Origin of the sequence: Pseudomonas tohonis (assembly GCF_012767755.2) — a bacterium.
Classification (GTDB): domain Bacteria; phylum Pseudomonadota; class Gammaproteobacteria; order Pseudomonadales; family Pseudomonadaceae; genus Metapseudomonas; species Metapseudomonas tohonis.
In genome coordinates this window covers 59,244-75,481 of record NZ_AP023189.1, presented here as the reverse complement: position 1 = coordinate 75,481, position 16,238 = coordinate 59,244, and the positions used below count along the sequence as shown (strand labels likewise).

The following is a 16,238-nucleotide window of genomic DNA, read 5'->3' as shown; positions in this document are numbered from 1 at the left end:
CGCAGGTGGCCAGCCTGCCCACCGACGACCTGGTCACCCGCTTCCGCCAGCTCGACCTGAGCCTGAACAACGGCCAGCTGGCCGACGCCGAAACCCAGCTCAAGGATCTCCAGCAACGCGCCACCGGCGACACCCGCCTGGAGCAGTACCAGCGCCAGCTCACCGAAGCCTGGCTGAAGAAGGGCCAGGCCGCGCTGCAGCAGGGTGACCTGGACACCGCCACCACCGCCCTCAGCCACGCCCGCAGCCTGATGCCCCAGGCACCGGCGCTGACCACCGGCCTCGACGGCGCCATCGCCCAGGCCCGCGCCAGCGAGCTGGACCGTGCCGAACAGGCCCGCACCGCCAGCGAGCAGGCCGCCGCCAAGGACGCCGCCCGCGCCGCCGAGCAGGCCCGCCAGCAGCGCCTCGCCCTCGAGCGCCAGGCCGCCGAGGCGGCGAAACTGGTCGCCATCCAGCCCGCCGCCAAGGCCGAGCCCGCCAAACCCGTGCGCCGCGTGGCCAACCAGGTGGCCCTGCCGATGCTCGACAACGATGACAACGAGCGCCTGCGCAGCCTGCTCGACGCCGTCGCCGCCGACGTGGTCGCCTTCGACTGCGGCGTGCGCCTGCAAGTGCGCGAAGCCAAGCAGTACCCCTGGGTCGTGGCCCTGCTGTCCGCCCGGGTGAAGAAGCTCGACCCCGCCTACAAGCTGCGCGTCGACCACAGCGTCGACCCCGCCAAAGTGCCGAGCCTGGTACTCAGCCCTAGAAGCTGAGCCCCTCCCGCGCCGGGTGGCACCCGAGCGACGTGAAGCGCGACGCCTTTGCGCAGGGCGGGTGAAACCTGCATCCACTCCCCCCTGCGGCATCACCGCAGGGGGTCGCGCGCACGCCACCCATATTCCATCTGGCTATAGCCCTAGGCCGACAAAGATTTTCGGCGCCTATGCGCGAACAGGTAAACTACCCGGCTTTTTAGGCCCACCCGGCCCCCGAGAACCCACAAGGTTTCCCCCCGTGATCGAATTCCATGACGTCCACAAGGCGTATCGCGTCGAAGGCCGCGAGATTCCAGCCTTGCAGCCCACCGACCTGCGCGTCGAGCAGGGCGAGGTGTTCGGCCTGATCGGCCACTCCGGCGCCGGCAAGAGCACCCTGCTGCGCCTGATCAACCGCCTGGAGGAACCCAGCGGCGGCCGCATCGTCATCGCCGGCGAGGATGTCACCGCCCTCGATGCCGAAGGCCTGCGCCGCTTCCGCCAGCGCGTCGGCATGATCTTCCAGCACTTCAACCTGCTGTCGTCCAAGACCGTCGCCGACAACGTCGCCCTGCCGCTGAAGCTGGCGGGCGAGCTGTCCCGCGCCGAGATCGACGCCCGCGTCGCCGAACTGCTGGCCCGCGTCGGCCTCAGCGACCACGCGAAGAAATTCCCCGCCCAGCTCTCCGGCGGCCAGAAGCAGCGCGTCGGCATCGCCCGCGCCCTGGCCACCCAGCCGAAGATCCTGCTCTGCGACGAAGCCACCAGCGCCCTCGACCCGCAGACCACCGGCCAGGTCCTGCAGCTGCTGGCGGAGATCAACCGCGAGCTGAACCTGACCATCGTCCTCATCACCCACGAGATGGACGTGATCCGTCGCGTCTGCGACCGCGTCGCGGTGATGGATGCCGGCGTCATCGTCGAGCAGGGCCCGGTGGCCGATGTCTTCCTCCACCCGCAGCACCCCACCACCCAGCGCTTCGTCCAGGAAGACGAGCAGGTGGACGAGGGCGAGCAGCGTGACGACTTCGCCCACGTCCAGGGCCGCATCCTGCGCCTGACCTTCCGTGGCGAGGCCACCTACGCGCCGCTGCTGGGCACCGTCGCGCGCCGCACCGGCGTCGACTACAGCATCCTCGCGGGGCGTATCGACCGCATCAAGGACACCCCCTACGGCCAGCTCACCCTGGCCCTGACCGGCGGCGACATCGAGGCCGCGCTGACCTGCTTCCGCGAAGCGGACGTGCACCTGGAGGTCCTGCGCTGATGCAAGAGCTCATCGCCAACATCGACTGGTACGAAATCTGGCTGGCCAGCCTGGACACCCTGCTGATGCTGGGCGGTTCGCTGCTGTTCACCGTGCTGCTGGGCCTGCCGCTGGGCGTGCTGCTGTTCCTCACCAGCCCGCGCCAGCTGTTCGAGAACCGCGCCGTCTACAGCCTGCTGTCGCTGGTGGTGAACGTGCTGCGCTCGCTGCCGTTCATCATCCTGCTGATCGTGATGATCCCCTTCACCGTGTTCATCACCGGCACCTCCCTGGGTGTCGCCGGCGCCATCCCGCCGCTGGTGGTGGGCGCCACGCCATTCTTCGCGCGCCTGGTGGAAACCGCCCTGCGCGAGGTGGACCGCGGCATCATCGAGGCCACCCAGTCCATGGGCGCCACCACCCGGCAGATCGTGGTCAACGCCCTGCTGCCGGAAGCGCGCCCGGGCATCATCGCCGCCATCACCGTCACCGCCATCACCCTGGTGTCCTACACCGCGATGGCCGGCGTGGTAGGCGCGGGCGGCCTGGGCGACCTCGCCATCCGCTTCGGCTACCAGCGCTTCCAGACCGACGTGATGGTGGTCACCGTGGTGCTGTTGCTGGTGCTCGTCCAGATCCTGCAGACCATCGGCGACAAGCTGGTGGTGCATTTCTCGCGCAAGTGAAAGGATGGCCGGCGTCCACCCGACCCGGCCCTCGCATTCCCATAAGGAGCGTTCCATGAAAAAACTGCTGGTGGCCGCTGCCGCCTTCGCTGCCCTCTCCGCCCAGGCCGACACCCTGACCGTGGCCGCCACCCCGGTGCCGCATGCGGAAATCCTCGAATTCATCAAGCCGCAGCTGGCCAAGGAAGGCGTGGACCTGAAAATCAAGGTCTTCACCGACTACGTGCAGCCCAACGTGCAGGTGGCCGAGAAGCGCCTGGACGCCAACTTCTTCCAGCACCAGCCGTACCTGGATGAGTTCAACAAGGCCAAGGGCACCCAGCTGGTGAGCGTCGCCGGCGTGCACATCGAGCCCTTCGGCGCCTACTCCAGCAAGATCAAGAAGCTCGACGAGCTGCCCCAGGGCGCCGCCGTGGTCATCCCCAACGACGCCACCAACGGCGGCCGTGCGCTGCTGCTGCTGGACAAGGTCGGCGTGATCAAGCTGAAGGACAACACCAGCATCACCGCCACCCCCAAGGACATCGCCGAGAACCCCAAGGGCATCAAGGTGCGTGAACTGGAAGCGGCCACCCTGCCGCGCGTGCTGACCCAGGTCGACCTGGCCCTGATCAACACCAACTACGCCCTGGAAGCCAAGCTGAACCCCACCAAGGACGCCCTGGCCATCGAAGGCAGCGACTCGCCCTACGTGAACATCCTGGTGTCCCGCCCGGACAACAAGGACAGCGTCGACATGCAGAAGCTGGCCAAGGCCCTGCACAGCCCCGAGGTGAAGCAGTTCATCCTCGAGAAGTACAAGGGCGCCGTGGTACCGGCGTTCTGATCGCTTCCCGGTCATGAAGAAGCCCGCTCATCGAGCGGGCTTTTTTGTGGGCGCGGAACGGCGTCGATCAACACCGTAGGGCGGGTGAAACCCGGGTGTACATCGTGCCCTGCCGTCGGGTTGCACCCGACCTACGAGGCGGTGCCAGGGCCTTCAACCCGCGCCGGCAGCGTCTCCGGGCGCGACCAGATCCACGCGGCGCCGATCGCCATGCCAATGCCGGCCATGATCACCGAGGGCGTGTGCGGCACGGTGCAGGCCATCAGCGTCAGGCCCAGGCTCATGCTCAGGCTGGCGACGACCTTGGTGCGCCGGGTGATGACCCCGCCGTTGCGCCAGTTGCGCAGCGAGGGGCCGAGCAGGCGGTGGTTCTCCAGCCAGGCACTGAGGCGCGGCGAGCCCTTGGCCGCCGCCCAGGCCGCCAGCAGCACAAACTCGGTGGTGGGCAGCCCCGGCAGCACCACGCCCAGCAGCGCCAGGCCGATGAAGAGGTAGGCGAGGGCCTGCCACAACCAGCGCAGCGGCCCCCGCGCAACGGCCTCAGGCAAAGCAGCGCTCCAGGTGGTCGGCGAAGCGGTTGAAGGCGGCGATGGCCGCGGCTTCCGCCTGGCGTTCCTGCTCGGCATCCAGCTCGATGCCGTCGAGGGTGGCGACGAAGCTTTTCCAACCCTGGGCGCGACCGCCTTCCGGGTCGCCCAGGTGGCGGGCGCCGAAGCTGTCGGACAGCTGCAGTGCCTCGGCGCGCTTGTAGAGGAACGCGGCACCGAGCTTGGAACCCTCGGACACGAACAGCCAGCCCAGGGCGGCGCCGAGCCCGTGGCTTGCGCCACGCACGGTCTCGTCGCCCTCCGGCAGCGCATGGCCCAGGTCGGCCAGGTCGAGGCGCGCCTGCTCATGGCGGGCCCGGCCGGCGAGGCCGTCGAAGATCGCACCCAGCCCGGCATCGGCGTAGAGCGCCGCCAGGTCGTACTGGAACAGGTACTGGGCGGCGACGAAGCGGGCGAAGTTCTCGCGATTGCCGAAGGGGTCGTGGCTCTTCACCAGGGCGTCCAGGCGGCTGTGGGGCTCGTGGGTCAACTGGTTGAGGCGCTGGGAACGCAGGGGATGGGAGAGTTGCGGCTGGGAAGCGGTCATGACGGTGTCTCGATTCGGGTGGCATGCCCGGTCGAACGGCCGGGCTTTGCACTGAATGACGTTGTAGCGAATGAAACTCAGTAAAAAATATTCCGTGATCTCTCAAGGGCCCGGCGCGCTGCCCGTCCGGGCGTTCCCCGCGAACGTGGGGGCCGACCAAACCCACCCAGGGCCTCACCCCCGCGCCCGGAAATACCCCGCCAGCACGTCCAGGTCTGCGGCCTCCAGCAACCCGGCGTGGACCTTCAGCTGCAGCCAGGCGCGCAGGTAGCCGTAGCGCGCCTGGGCCAGGTCGCGGCGGGCGCCGTAGAGCTGCTGCTCGGCATTGAGCACGTCGAGGTTGACCCGCTCGCCGCCGGCCACGCTGCGCCTGGTGGCTTCGATCAGGGTCGTGGCCGATTCCACCGCCAGCTCGTAGGCACGGACCCTGGCGCCGCTGCTGGCGCAGAGGTTGAACTGCTTGCGCAGCTGGTTGAGGGTCTCGGCGGTCTGCGCATCCAGGGCGTGGCTGGCGCGCTCCATCTCGGCGGCGGCCTGGCGGGTGGAGGCGGAGACCGCGCCGCCGGCGAACAGCGGCAGGCTGATCTGGATGCCGACGCTGTCGGTGTCGTACTTCTGGTTGTAGGTGCTCTCGGAGCCGGAGCGGGTCTTGCTGGTGCTGGCGTAGGCGCTGAGGGTGGGCAGGTGCCCCGCGCGGTTGCGTTCCACCGCGTAGCTCGCGGCGTCCAGGGCGTGGCGCTGCGAGGCCAGCTCCGGGTTGCTGGCCAGGGCCAGGTCGCGCCAGGTCTCGAAGCGCGCCGGCTGCAGCGGCGGCACGCGGAAGCCGTCGGCCAGGGGCGCGAGGTCCTGGATATCCAGGGGCTCGCCGACTATGGCCTGCAGCTCACGCAGGGCCGCATCGAGGTTGTCCGCGGCCTCGATCTCCTGGGCCTGGGCGAGGTCATGGCGGGCACGGGTCTCCAGCAGGTCGGTGCGGGTGCCCTCGCCGGCCTCGAACAGGCGCTGGTTGAGCTGCAGCTGCTCGGCGTAGGCGCGGCGCTGGGCTTGCGCGAGGGCGATCTGCTCGTGGGCGAACAGCGCCTCGCAATAGGCGTTGAACAGGCGCACCGCCAGCTCCTGGCTGCGGCTGCGCAGGCGCTCGTCGGCCAGCAGCGCCTTGGCCTGGCCCTGGCGGTATTCGGCCCAGGCGGCGTAGTCGAACAGCGGCTGCTGCAGGGTGAAGGTGGAGGAGTAGCTGCGGTAGTCGCGCTCGCTGGTGATGTCGCCGAGGGCGGTGGACTGGGTCACCTCGGAGTCGTTGCGACCGCTGTTGTAGCTGTAGGACAGCCTGGGCAACAGCGCGGCGCGGCCGATCACCCGCTCTTCGTGGCCGGCGTCGCGCTCGGCGAGGGCGGCGTGGAAGGTCGGGTCGTTGCGCAGCGCCAGGGCGTAGGCGTCGCGCAGGTCGAGGGCCGCGGCGGGAAGGCCGGGCAGCAGCAGGAGCATGGCCAGCAGCAGGCGCATCGGGCTCACTCCTCCGCCAGCGCGACGTGGGCGCGGTCGGTCAGCGGCTTGAACAGGTAGTTGAGCAGCGAGCGCTCGCCGGTGCGCACGAAGGCCTCCACCGGCATGCCGGGGCGGATCTCCTCGCCGGCGAGCTGGCGCATGCCCTCGCCGGCGACCTTGACCCGCACCTGGTAGTAGGGCTGCTGCGTGGCCTCGTCCAGCAGCCTGTCGGCCGAGACCAGCGCCACCTCGCCGCTCACCCGGGGCGTGCGGCTCTGGTTGAAGGCGACGAAGCGCAGCTCCACCGGCAGCCCGGGGCGCAGCCGGTCCACCAGCTCCACCGGTGCCCGCGCGTCCACCAGCAGGGGCGCATCGGCCGGGACGATCTCCATCAGCTGCTGGCCGGCCGCGACCACGCCGCCCTCGGTGAACACGGCGAGGCCGACCACGGTGCCGCTGGCCGGAGCCCGCACCCGGGTGGCCGCCAGCTCGGCCTCGGCGCTGCGCAGGCGGCTGGCCAGGTCCTCGGCGCTGGCCTGGGTATCGGCGAGCTGCTGGTGCACGTCGCGCTGGAATTCCTGCCGGCGCTGCTGGATGCGCAGCTTCAGCTCGAGCATCTGCCGCCGGGTGCGGCCGATGTTGCCGAGGTCCTCGGCGATCGCACCGTTGACCTGGGCGTAGAGCCGCTCGTTGTCCAGCAAGCGGTTGCGCGCGATGTAGCCGTCCCGGGCCAGGGCGCGCAGGCCGCCCAACTGCTCCTGCAGGGCGGCGCGCTGCTCTTCCTTGTGGGCCATCGAGGCGGTGATGCCCTGGAGCATCGCCCGGGCGCCGGCGATGCTTTCGCGCAGGCCGTCCAGTTCGCTCTCAAGCGTCTCGCGGCGGCTGGCGCGAAGCGCTTCCTGCAACGCCAGGGCATCGTTCACCCAGGGCTCGCCGGCATCGGCACGCAGCGCCTCCGGGAAGGCGATGCGCACGCTGCCCTCGCGCTCGGCGCGCAGGCGGGCCTCGCTGGCGCGGGCGTTGAGGTACTGCGCCCGCAGGGCATCGCGCTGGGCGCGCGCCCGGGTGGTGTCCATCCGCAGCAGCACCTGCCCGGCCTGGACGCGGTCGCCGTCCCGCACCAGCAGGCGCTCGACCACCCCGCCCAGCGGGTGCTGCACGGCCTGCCGATGACCGGAGACGACCACGGTGCCCGCCACCGGTACGCCCTTGTCGAGCGGGGCCAGGGCGGCCCACAGGAGCAGGCCACCGAAGCCGAGCAGCACCAGCCAGAGGCCGAGCCGCGCGGGCTGGCGATCATCCACCGGGGGTGCTTCGTGCAGGGCGGGGCGCGGCGGGAGGGGCGGGCTGTGCAAGGCGGTCATCGGTCAGTTACCCGGGGAGCCGTAGCTCATGCTGATGGTGGGCGCGACCCGCAGGGCCGGGGCCGGTTGAGGGGCGGTCGGCGCGGGCCGGGCGCCGCGCTGCAGGTCCTGCAGCACCCGGGCGGCGGGCCCGAAGGCCTGCATCTGCCCACCCCGCAGCACCAGCAACTGGTCGGCACCGGCGATCAGGGCCGGCTTGTGGGTGATGAGGACCAGGGTGCGCCCGCACGCGCGCAGCCGGGCGATGGCGGCCAGCAGTGCCTGTTCGCCCGCCTCGTCCAGGTTGGCGTTGGGTTCGTCCAGCACGATCAGCGCCGGCAGGCCGTAGAGCGCGCGGGCGAGGCCGATACGCTGGCGCTGGCCGCCGGAGAGCCCCGCGCCGCCTTCGCCGAGGCGGGTGTCGTAGCCCTGCGGCAGCTTGAGGATCAGCTCGTGCACACCCGCGAGCCGGGCGGCCTCGACCACCCGGTCCGGGTCGACGGCACCCAGGCGCGCGATGTTCTCGGCGATGCTGCCGGCGAACAGCTGCACGTCCTGGGGCAGGTAGCCGATATGCGGGCCGAGTGCGCCCCTGTCCCAGTGCTGCAGGTCGGCGCCGTCCAGGCGGACCTTGCCGGAGGCGGGCTGCGCCGCGCCCACCAGCAGGCGCGCGAGGGTGGACTTGCCCGAGCCGGAGGCGCCGAGGATGCCCAGGGTTTCGCCCGCGGCCAGCTCGAAGCCGATGTTGGCCAGGCAGGGTTTGCGGGTGCCGGGCTGCATCGCTGCGAGCTGCTCGACCGCCAGGCGCCCCTCGGGCGGCGGCAGCGGCATGCCGGCGCTGCGCGGCGGCTGGGCCTGGAGCAGGTCGCGCAGCCGGGCGTAGGCCAGGCGCGCGGAGCTCCATTGCCGCCAGACGGCGATGAGCTGGTCGATGGGCGCCAGCACCCGGGCCATGAGGATGGAGCCGGCGATCATCATCCCGGGGCTGATCAGCTGCTCGATGGCCAGCCAGGCCCCCAGCCCCAGCACCAGCGACTGCAGGGCCAGGCGCGCGACCTTGGACAGCGCGGTGATGGCCGCCATGCGCTCGCTGGCCTGGCTCTGCCGCGCCAGGAAGCCCTGGTGCAGGCCCGCCCATTGCTGGCGCAGGGCCGCGAACATGCCCATGGCCTCGGCCACCTCGGCGTTGCGCAGGTCGGCGGCGGCCTGCTGCCCGGCCAGCTGCGAGAGCCGCCCGGCCTCGCTCAGGGGCTCCAGCGTGACGCGCTCGTTGAGCCAGGCCAGCGCCATCAGCGCCAGGGCACCGACCAGCGCCAGCAGCCCCAGCCAGGGGCTGAACATGAACATCACCAGCAGGTAGAGCGGGAACCAGGGCGCATCGAAGAAGGCGAACAGCGCCTGCCCGGTGGCGAACTGGCGCAAGGCATTGAGATCGCCCAGGGCCTGTGACGCCGCGCCCCGGCCGTCGGCCGCCAGGCTGGCCTCGAAGGCGGCCGCGAAGACGCGCGGGTTGAGCTGCATGTCCAGCCGGCTGCCGAGGCGGATCACCACCAGGCTGCGCACCCACTCCAGCACGCCCATGAAGGCGAACAGGCCGAGCACCATGATGCTGAGCATCAGCAGGGTCATCTCGTTGCCGGACGACAGCACCCGGTCGTAGACCTGCAGCATGTAGATCGCCGGGGCGAGCATCAGCAGGTTGGTCACGGCAGTGAACAGGCCGATGTTGAGCAGGGCGGCCCTGCAACCCCCGAGGGCCTGCAGCAGGTCGTCCGGCTTGGGAGAAGGCATGCGCTTCATCGAAGACCCCAGAAGGGCCGCGCCCGGCGATTGACGCCTGCCGGGTGCGGCCACAGAATTCGCGCCACCGCAGCCTGGGCCCTGCAAGACACGGGCTGCGGTGGCGACAACGGAGCGAATGGAGGAGCGATCTTCCATTCGCTTTTTTTACGCCCGGGCTCAGGCGGCCAGGGCCAGGTCCTCGACCGGCGCCTGCACGCCCACCGCCTCGGCCGGAGCCAGGCTCAGCGGGCCGGCGGCCAGGGCGGCGGCCACCACGTCGAAGGTGTCGCCGGTGTCCACGCCGTAGTCGTCCAGCAGGCCGTCGAGCACACCCTGCAAGGCGGTGGCGTCGCCGCTCATCAGGCCGTAGACGACCTGGTGGACGATGCCGGCATGGCCTTCGCTGAGCAGGCTGGACAGGCCCAGGCCGCTGAAGCTGGCTTCCGCGCCGCCGCTGAAGCCGAAGCCGGACGCATCCCGGGTGACGTCGGTGCCCAGCGAGACGGTGTCCAGCGAGCCGTACAGGGTGTGGGCCGGCGCGGAGAACAGCGAGTAGGTCAGGTTGCCTTCGGCGACGAAGCCGGCATCGCTGTTCGGGCTGGTCAGCGCGTACTGGGTACCGCTGAGGGTGCCCGGGTAGAAACCACCGGTGTTCACGCCGTCCTCGACTTCACCGACGCGATGGTTGGCGTCACCGAAGTAGCCCGCCCAGTCGGCCAGGTAATCGCTGATGGTCCAGCTGGAGTAGGTGGTGGAGTAGGTGATGGAAAGGCTCATGCTCGTTCTCCGATTGAGGTTTCACAGGTTGGCGCCGCACGGCAGGCAGCCGCACGGCGGTTTTGCCCTTCATGGGCAAATGCGGCTCAGAAGCTGTATTCCACGGTCCCCTGCAAGGTGCGGCCACGGCCGAGGGTGAAGGCCAGCACATCGCCCAGCGGCACCAGGTAGGCGCGGTCGGTGACGTTGTCGAGGGCCAGGCGCAGGGTCAGGGAGTCACTGGCCCGGTAGCTGCCGTAGAGGTCGTAGACGGTGTAGGACTTCCAGTCGGCGGGGTAGATCTGGTCGCGGGCATCCGGGTCCCCGCTGTCCAGGGCGTAGCCTTCGCTGTAGCGGGCGCGGATGCCGACATCCAGGCGGCGGTCGAGCAGGCGGGTGCCGAGGGTGAGGCTGCCGCGGTCCATGGGCATGTGCTCGGCGGTGCCCATCATCCCGCCACAGCCGACCATGGCGTTCGCGGCCTGGTTCGGCACCATGCCGATGACCGGCGGGCGGCGCCCGGTGCCGTACACCGGCGAGGTGACGCCGCCCAGCCAGGCCTGGTTCCGGCAGTACTGGTTCTCGCCGATCATGTGGGTGTAGGTGAGGTTGCCGTAGTAGCCGCCCGTGTCGTAGTCGAGGGCGTATTCGACACCCCGGAAGCGCGTGCTGCTGAGGTCGTTCACGTAGGCGGCGGTGCCCAGCGCGGGCAGGCCATAGCCGGGGCGCTGCAGGCCGACCGACATGAAGGTGAAGTCTTCGATGCGCGTGTCGAAGTAGGCGACCTTCAGGCCCAGGGCATCGCCCTCGGTGATGAGGCTCCGTGTGAAGACGTTGAACCCCACCTCCCAGGACTGGGAGCGCTCCGGCTCGAGGAGCGGGTTGGGGTACAGGGTCTCCGCGCTGCCGCCGTGGGGGCGGCCGGAGATCAGCGTCTCGGTCACCGCCGGTGGGCGCCAGCCTTCGACGTAGCGGGCGAACAGCTGCAGCCAATCCACTCCGGGCCTGACCGAGATGCCGAAGGTCGGGGAAAACCGGCCCTCTTCCCGGTCCACGTCATAGCGCAGCGGCACCGTGACCTGCTGGGTGGTGCCGAGGGTGAAGGTGCTGATGTTCATACCGGTCTCGCCCTCGAGGCGATAGCGGTCGTAACGCAGGCCCGCGCTCAGCGTCAGCCAGTCGTCGTAGTCGAATTCGAGGTTGCCGAACAGGCTGCCCATAGCGCGCTCGCCCCGGGGCGTCATGCCTTCGGATACCGGATAGTCCACAGCCGAGCTGGCGGCCGTGGCCTGGGTGGAGTCGGGGCGGACCTTGTCAAGGAAGTACTCGAGGCCGTAGTTGGCCTTCAGGCCGGCACGGTCGAGCAGCGCGAGGGTCGAGGTGTTCTGCAGCTGCAGGCCATAGGTGTCGGTCTGGTAGGTGACGTCGTAGCCGGCAGCGGTGCCGCGGGTCAGGGTGCTCTGCTCGTTGCGATTGTCGACGTAATAGAGCTTGGCCTTGAGGTCGACCAGCGGGTCGTCCGGGCCGTAGCTGTAGTCCAGGGCGAAGTTCTGCGACACCACGTTGCTGCTGCCGAGCTTTTCCCAGAGCTCGGCGTTCTGCACGTTCATCATGTTGGCGTCGTCGTAGGAGACCTGGGTGCGCAGGTAGGCGAACTGGAGGCGCTGGTCGGCGGGCAGGTTCCACCCCAGCTTGGCCAGGCGCGAGCGCAGGGTGGAGCCGGAGTAGGCGACGGTCGAGTGCTTGATGCGGTCGGCGATGCCGGGGTCGCTCGCCGAACCGGTGCGCAGCGCGCCGATGCTGCCGTGGGTGCCGGGATCGTAGTCGCCCAGGTGGCGCTCGCTGGCCGCGACGAGGAGGTCGCCGATCTCGTTGCCCAGGGCGAAGGCGCTGCTGCCGATGAAGTCGGTGCCATTGGCATGGCCACCGAGCCCGCTGGTGGCGCGCAGGCGGCCCCCGAACTCCTTGCCCGGGTGGATGAATTCGCGGGCATCGAGGGTGCTGAACTCGGCCACGCCACCGATCACCCCGGCGCCGCCCATGCCCGAGGTGGCGCCCTTCTCGATGGTCACGGCGGAGAGCAGCTCCGGGTCGATGTACATCGTGCCGTTGCGCTGCTGGTGGCCACTCTGCTGGAAGTTCTGGCGCATGCCGTCGATGTTCATGTTGACCCGACCATAGTCCTGCAGGCCGCGGATGTTCACCGAAAGCCCCGGGTCCTGCTGGCTGACGGCGGTGTACACGCCGGCGCTCTGTTCGAGCATGTCGGCGGCATGGCGCGGCGGGTTGCGGTCGATCTGCTCGCGGCCGATCACGGCGACGGAGCGGGGCGCCTCATAGACCCAGTCATCGGCGATCGCCTGCCCCTGTACATGGGTGGCGCCCAGTTGCAGGGCCCGGCCATCCGCCTCGGCGTAGGTACGGCTCAGGCTCACCTGGCGCGGCGAGGCGAAGCTGTAGCTCACCGGGTGGCCAAGCAGCAGGGCCCGCAGGCCCGCTCGCACGTCGAGGCGACCGTGCACCGCATTGCCCCGCAGCCCTTCGAGCAGGGCGGCGTCGAAGATCACCTGCACGCCGGACTGCTCGGCGAAGGCCAGCACCGCGCTGTCCAGCGGCTGCGCCGGAATGTCGAAGGCGACCAGGACCTGCTGCGCCTGCGTCGCCAGCGGATCGGACTCGGCGGCCTGCAGCGCCCCCACGCAGGCCAGCATCCAGCTTCCCCCCAAGGCGAGCAGCGCACGACGGCATCGCTGGCCCGGCCCCTTGCATACGTTCATCGGTCTTCCTTACGGCTTCGTTGTTTTGGTGAATGAAAATCACTCTCAACACCAAGACGAGCCAGCCGGGAAAACTCAGTAAGGTTTTTTCGGGATTCTTGCAGCGGGGGCGCCGGAGCCCGCACCGGGCGGGCCGCCGGCTCAGTAGAGGAAGGTGACGCCGGGCAGGTCGAGGCGGCTGACCTTGAGTTCGTGGGTGAGGGTGTCCAGGGCCTCGTCGAGGATGTCGAGGCGGAACACGCCGCTGACCTCGCGACCGGCCAGGGCAGAGTCGCTGATCAGCACGCGGCCGGGCCGGTAGCGGTTGAGCTGCTCGGCGACCTGCCCCAGGGGCACGCGCTCGAACACCAGCACGCCGCGTCGCCAGCTGGTGGCACGCTGCAAGTCACGCGGGGCGAGGGCCTCGATGCCGCCATGGGCGTCGTAGCGGGCGCTCTGGCCCTCCTGCAGGATCTGCTCGCGCGCGCCCCGCTCGGGCGCCTGTTCCAGCGCCACGGCGACGCTGTGTTCGGTGACGCCGACCCAGGCGCCGCGCGCATCGTCCTGGCTGACCAGGAACTGGGTGCCCAGCGCGCGGGTGGTGCCCCCGGCGCTCTCGACCACGAAGGGGCGAGACTCGTTCGGCCCCAGCGGTGCCACGGTGAAGTAGGCATCACCGCCGAGCAGGCGCACCCGGCGCTCGGTGTCGCTGAATTCCAGGTCGATGGCGCTGCGGGTGTCGAGCTCCACCCGGCTGCCGTCCGGCAACTGCACCTGGCGCACCTCGCCCTTGGCGGTGGCGTGGTCGGCGAGCAGCGGCCGCAGCATCTGCCGGCCCTGCTCCACGCCGGGCCCCGCCAGCAGCAGCACGGCGGCGGCGCTGGCCACCCAGCGCAGGCGCGGGCGACGGCGTGCCGACAGGCGCGGCCGGGCCAGGTGTGTCGCCTGGGGGGCGGGCGCCTGGGCGGGCGCGGGCATCTCGCCCAGGCGCGCGAGGTCGGCCCAGGTGCGCTGGGCGAACTGCAAGGCGGGCGGGTGGCGCGCGTCCTCGGCCTGCCAGAGGGCCAGGGCCCGCGCCTGTTCGGCGTCCAGGGGCCCGGCGCAGAGGCGGACGGCCCAGTCGGCGGCTTGCTGGCGGATTTCCTGCTCGCGCAGGTCGTGGCTGATCACGTCGGTCTCTCGAGTTCTCGTTATGGGAATGCTGACGTCCGAGGCGCCGATACTCGGTAAACCGTTGGTCATGTGGCGTCCCGGGCGTCGTCCTGCAGGCGCTGCATGACATGCGCGAGAGCCCGGGACAGGTGCTTCTGTACCGAACTGTCGGAGATCTCCAGTCGCCGCGCGACCTCGGCGTGGGTCAGGCCTTCGAGGCGGTTGAGGCGGAAGATCTCGCGGGTGCGCGGCGGCAGTTCCGCCACCGCCTCGCGCAGCCTGCGCATGCGCTGGGCCTCGGCGGCCTGGTCATCGAGACCGGGGCGCTCCTCGACTATCTCCTCCAGCGCCTCGTGGGGCACCGACTCGGTCCTGCGCCGCGACTGTTGCCGGGCGTGGTCGATCATCAGGTTGTGGGCGGTGCGGTAGAGGTACGCGGGGCTGTTGTCGATGCGTTCCTTGCCGCGTTGTTCGGCCAGGCGCAGGAAGCTCTCCTGGACCAGGTCGGCGGCCAGCTGCGGGTCGCGCACCTTGCGCGTCAACAGGCTTTGCAGGGCCTTCGCATGCTTGATGAAAAGGCTCTTGAGATCGGGCTCCGACAAGCGCGCTCCCTGACTGGCGGAGGGTGAGGGAGCGCCATCTTATTTTTATTGAGAATTAGTTGCAATTGAGAAAGAAGCTTCTCAGCTGGCCGGCGCCAGCAGGGTCGGCAACTGGTCCTTGAGCTTCTGGTTGTTCAGCGGCGCGCGGATGAAGCCGCGCTGGGTGCCATCCGGGCCGATCACCACGAGGTTGCCGCTGTGGTCGACGGTGTAGTTTTCCTTGCTGGTGTCGGCCGGGATGAAGGGGATGCTCACGGCATTGGCCAGCTTCTGGATCGAGGCCAGCTCGCCGGTGTAGCCGACGAAGGCCGGGTCGAAGTAGCCCAGGTACTGCTTGAGCTGCTGCGGGGTGTCGCGGTTGGGGTCGACGCTGACCAGCACCACGCGCAGGTTGTTGCGCGCCGCTTCCGGCAGCAGGCCCTTGAGCTCGCGCATCTGCGCCAGGGTGGTGGGGCAGATGTCCGGGCAGAAGGTGTAGCCGAAGAACAGCAGGCTCCACTTGTCCTTGAGCTCGTTGACCGCCACCGGCTTGCCGTCCTGGTCGGTGAGGCTGATGGACGGCAGGGTGCGGCTCTGCGGCAGCAGCACGATGCCGGCGTCGAGCAACTGGGTCGGGTCGGCCTGGCGCTGGTTGTTGAGCACCTTGTGCACGGTCAGGCCGAGCACCAGCGCCACCAGGGCGATGAGGACGAATACGGTTTTCTGCACACGGGTCATGGGTGGTCTTCACTCGGGAATTCGGTGGCGGCAAGACTAACCGCGAAGCGTGCCAATGGCACGGTCCGCGGTGTAACAGCCTTTGGAGTCAGATGTTCAGCAGCAGGTAGTGATCCACCAAGAGGGCGATGAACAGCAGGAAAAGGTAGGCGATAGAGTACTTGAAGGTCTTGATCGCGGCGTGCGGTCGGCTGTCGCGGTAGAGCACCCAGGCCCACTGCAGGAAGCGCCCGCCCAGGGCGATGGCGCAGAGCAGGTAGAGCATGCCGCTCATGTGGATGGCGTAGGGCAGCAGGCTCACGGCGAACATCACCAGGGTGTAGAGCAGGATGTGCACCTTGGTGTAGTGCTCGCCATGGGTCACCGGCAGCATGGGGATGTCGGCCTTGGCGTATTCCTCCTTGCGGTGGATGGCCAGGGCCCAGAAGTGCGGCGGGGTCCAGGCGAAGATGATCAGCACCAGCAGCAGCGGCTCGGCGGACAGGTGGCCGGTGACCGCGACCCAGCCGAGCATCGGCGGGGCGGCGCCGGCGAGACCGCCGATGACGATGTTCTGCGGCGTGGCGCGCTTGAGGAAGCCGGTGTAGATCACCGCGTAGCCCAGCAGCGAGGCGAGGGTCAGCCAGGCGGTGAGCTCGTTGGTGAAGTGCAGCAGCAGCACCTGCCCGGCCACCGCCAGGATCAGGGCGAAGACCAGCGCCGCAGCGGGCGAGACGCGGCCATTGACCACCGGGCGCTTGAGGGTACGCGCCATGATCGAGTCGATGCGCCGGTCCACCACGTGGTTCACCGCCGCCGCCGACCCGGCGCACAGGGCGATGCCGAGGTTGCCGAAGACCAGCACCTCCCAGGGCACGCCCGCGCGGGTGGCGAGGAACATCCCCACCAGGGAGGTGATGAGCATCAGCACCAGCACCTTGGGCTTGGTCAGCTCAAGGTAATCGCGCCAGCTGGCGTGGACCCGGGCCTGGCGTTCACTGAGCAGAATGGCCATGGCGTCTCTCCTTCTTCTT

At 69.7% G+C, this 16,238-nt stretch carries 15 protein-coding genes; 4 read left to right on the top strand and 11 right to left on the bottom strand.

What is annotated here, in order from left to right:
* Positions 1-5: 5 nt before the first annotated feature.
* From HSX14_RS00395 to HSX14_RS00380, 4 genes are all read left to right on the top strand, one after another.
* The gene (locus tag HSX14_RS00395; protein ID WP_274384392.1) at positions 6-758 is read left to right on the top strand and encodes a hypothetical protein; all 753 of its coding nucleotides are present in this window, start codon (positions 6-8) and stop codon (positions 756-758) included.
* Between the two features lie 241 nt (positions 759-999).
* Entirely contained in the window at positions 1,000-2,007 is a 1,008-nt protein-coding gene (locus HSX14_RS00390) for a methionine ABC transporter ATP-binding protein (protein ID WP_173174767.1), read from the top strand.
* On the top strand, positions 2,007-2,672 hold the full coding sequence (locus HSX14_RS00385; protein ID WP_173174765.1) for a methionine ABC transporter permease: 666 nt from the start codon (positions 2,007-2,009) through the stop codon (positions 2,670-2,672). The genes HSX14_RS00390 and HSX14_RS00385 overlap by 1 nt, the downstream gene beginning before the upstream one ends.
* 55 nt (positions 2,673-2,727) lie before the next feature.
* Entirely contained in the window at positions 2,728-3,498 is a 771-nt protein-coding gene (locus tag HSX14_RS00380; RefSeq protein ID WP_173174763.1) for a MetQ/NlpA family ABC transporter substrate-binding protein, read from the top strand.
* Positions 3,499-3,629: 131 nt separating this feature from the next.
* Here HSX14_RS00380 and HSX14_RS00375 read toward each other — a convergent pair whose 3' ends face one another.
* The 11 genes from HSX14_RS00375 to cyoE form a co-directional block, all read right to left on the bottom strand.
* Positions 3,630-4,046, bottom strand: a complete 417-nt coding sequence (locus HSX14_RS00375; protein ID WP_228723520.1) for a YbaN family protein — start codon at positions 4,044-4,046, stop codon at positions 3,630-3,632.
* Positions 4,039-4,632 (bottom strand): biliverdin-producing heme oxygenase, encoded by a 594-nt coding sequence (locus tag HSX14_RS00370; protein WP_173174759.1) that lies wholly within the window; start codon positions 4,630-4,632, stop codon positions 4,039-4,041. Before HSX14_RS00370 ends, HSX14_RS00375 begins: the two co-directional genes overlap by 8 nt.
* A 174-nt stretch (positions 4,633-4,806) precedes the next feature.
* Positions 4,807-6,135, bottom strand: coding sequence for a TolC family outer membrane protein (locus tag HSX14_RS00365; RefSeq protein ID WP_173174757.1), 1,329 nt, complete (start codon positions 6,133-6,135; stop codon positions 4,807-4,809).
* A gap of 5 nt (positions 6,136-6,140) precedes the next feature.
* The gene (locus HSX14_RS00360) at positions 6,141-7,481 is read right to left on the bottom strand and encodes an HlyD family type I secretion periplasmic adaptor subunit (RefSeq protein WP_173174755.1); all 1,341 of its coding nucleotides are present in this window, start codon (positions 7,479-7,481) and stop codon (positions 6,141-6,143) included.
* 3 nt (positions 7,482-7,484) lie between these two features.
* The gene (locus tag HSX14_RS00355) at positions 7,485-9,260 is read right to left on the bottom strand and encodes a type I secretion system permease/ATPase (RefSeq protein WP_173174753.1); all 1,776 of its coding nucleotides are present in this window, start codon (positions 9,258-9,260) and stop codon (positions 7,485-7,487) included.
* 159 nt (positions 9,261-9,419) lie between these two features.
* The gene (locus HSX14_RS00350) at positions 9,420-10,019 is read right to left on the bottom strand and encodes a heme acquisition protein HasA (RefSeq protein WP_173174751.1); all 600 of its coding nucleotides are present in this window, start codon (positions 10,017-10,019) and stop codon (positions 9,420-9,422) included.
* Between the two features lie 86 nt (positions 10,020-10,105).
* Entirely contained in the window at positions 10,106-12,775 is a 2,670-nt protein-coding gene (locus tag HSX14_RS00345) for a TonB-dependent receptor (protein WP_173174749.1), read from the bottom strand.
* 141 nt (positions 12,776-12,916) lie between these two features.
* Entirely contained in the window at positions 12,917-13,924 is a 1,008-nt protein-coding gene (locus HSX14_RS00340) for a FecR family protein (protein WP_373874667.1), read from the bottom strand.
* Positions 13,925-13,992: 68 nt separating this feature from the next.
* Positions 13,993-14,508: an RNA polymerase sigma factor gene (locus tag HSX14_RS00335; RefSeq protein WP_173174745.1), complete on the bottom strand. Its 516-nt coding sequence runs from the start codon at positions 14,506-14,508 to the stop codon at positions 13,993-13,995.
* Between the two features lie 81 nt (positions 14,509-14,589).
* The gene (locus HSX14_RS00330; protein WP_173174743.1) at positions 14,590-15,225 is read right to left on the bottom strand and encodes an SCO family protein; all 636 of its coding nucleotides are present in this window, start codon (positions 15,223-15,225) and stop codon (positions 14,590-14,592) included.
* A gap of 88 nt (positions 15,226-15,313) precedes the next feature.
* Positions 15,314-16,219, bottom strand: coding sequence for a heme o synthase (gene cyoE, locus HSX14_RS00325; protein ID WP_173174741.1), 906 nt, complete (start codon positions 16,217-16,219; stop codon positions 15,314-15,316).
* Between the last annotated feature and the right edge of the window lie 19 nt (positions 16,220-16,238).

Bases quoted from the DNA above. Each gene is read 5' to 3' on its own strand.
- HSX14_RS00385 (WP_173174765.1), top strand. From the start codon at position 2,007: ATGCAAGAGCTCATCGCCAACATCGACTGGTACGAAATCTGGCTGGCC.
- HSX14_RS00380 (WP_173174763.1), top strand. From the start codon at position 2,728: ATGAAAAAACTGCTGGTGGCCGCTGCCGCCTTCGCTGCCCTCTCCGCC.
- HSX14_RS00370 (WP_173174759.1), bottom strand. From the start codon at position 4,632: ATGACCGCTTCCCAGCCGCAACTCTCCCATCCCCTGCGTTCCCAGCGC.
- HSX14_RS00365 (WP_173174757.1), bottom strand. From the start codon at position 6,135: ATGCGCCTGCTGCTGGCCATGCTCCTGCTGCTGCCCGGCCTTCCCGCC.
- HSX14_RS00360 (WP_173174755.1), bottom strand. From the start codon at position 7,481: ATGACCGCCTTGCACAGCCCGCCCCTCCCGCCGCGCCCCGCCCTGCAC.
- HSX14_RS00355 (WP_173174753.1), bottom strand. From the start codon at position 9,260: ATGAAGCGCATGCCTTCTCCCAAGCCGGACGACCTGCTGCAGGCCCTC.
- HSX14_RS00350 (WP_173174751.1), bottom strand. From the start codon at position 10,019: ATGAGCCTTTCCATCACCTACTCCACCACCTACTCCAGCTGGACCATC.
- HSX14_RS00345 (WP_173174749.1), bottom strand. From the start codon at position 12,775: ATGAACGTATGCAAGGGGCCGGGCCAGCGATGCCGTCGTGCGCTGCTC.
- HSX14_RS00330 (WP_173174743.1), bottom strand. From the start codon at position 15,225: ATGACCCGTGTGCAGAAAACCGTATTCGTCCTCATCGCCCTGGTGGCG.
- cyoE (WP_173174741.1), bottom strand. From the start codon at position 16,219: ATGGCCATTCTGCTCAGTGAACGCCAGGCCCGGGTCCACGCCAGCTGG.